The organism is Ruegeria sp. HKCCA0370 (assembly GCF_013033705.1).
Taxonomy (GTDB): Bacteria; Pseudomonadota; Alphaproteobacteria; order Rhodobacterales; family Rhodobacteraceae; genus Ruegeria.
Genome location: NZ_WQEP01000036.1, coordinates 1 through 1,008 on the forward strand (window position 1 = coordinate 1; position 1,008 = coordinate 1,008).

The 1,008-nt window shown below is 62.9% G+C and carries 1 protein-coding gene; it reads left to right on the top strand.

The features are described from left to right. On the top strand, nt 1–1,008 hold a 1,008-nt coding region (glyA, locus tag GOW31_RS21840), incomplete at both ends, for a serine hydroxymethyltransferase (protein WP_171172797.1).

Consider the following 1,008-nt stretch of genomic DNA (forward strand, 5'->3'; position numbering starts at 1 on the left):
CGGATTTTTCACCCAGTCCCTTTCTGATCGTGATCCCGAGCTTTTTGGCTCGATCAGGTCGGAACTGGGTCGTCAGCGCGACGAGATCGAGCTGATCGCGTCCGAGAATATCGTCTCTGTCGCCGTGATGGAGGCGCAGGGCTCGGTGATGACCAACAAATACGCCGAAGGCTATCCCGGCCGCCGCTATTATGGCGGCTGCCAGTTCGTCGACATCGCCGAAAACCTGGCCATCGACCGCGCCAAACAGCTGTTCGGCTGTGAATTTGCCAACGTGCAGCCCAATTCCGGCTCTCAGGCCAACCAGGGCGTGTTTCAGGCGCTGATCAAGCCCGGCGACACCATTCTGGGCATGAGCCTGGATGCCGGTGGCCACCTGACCCACGGCGCCCGCCCGAACCAGTCGGGCAAGTGGTTCAACGCGGTGCAGTACGGCGTACGCCAGCAGGACAACATGCTGGATTACGATCAGGTCGAAGCGCTGGCGAAGGAACACCAGCCCAAGCTGATCATCGCCGGCGGTTCGGCCATTCCGCGCCAGATCGACTTTGCCCGCATGCGTCAGATCGCCGACATGGTCGGTGCCTATCTGCACGTGGACATGGCGCATTTCGCCGGTCTGGTCGCGGCCGGCGAGCATCCCAGCCCGTTCCCGCATGCGCATGTGGCCACCACCACCACGCACAAGACCCTGCGCGGCCCGCGCGGCGGCATGATCCTGACCAATGATGAAGATATCGCCAAGAAAGTGAACTCGGCCATCTTCCCCGGCATTCAAGGCGGCCCGCTGATGCATGTGATCGCGGCCAAGGCCGTGGCCTTCGGCGAGGCGCTGCGGCCCGAGTTCAAGGACTATGTCAAGCAGGTGATCACCAACGCCCAGGCGCTGTCGGATCAGCTGATCAAGGGCGGTCTGGACACGGTGACCCACGGCACCGACACCCATGTGGTGCTGGTCGACCTGCGCCCCAAAGGCGTCAAGGGCAACGCCACCGAGAAAGCCTTGGG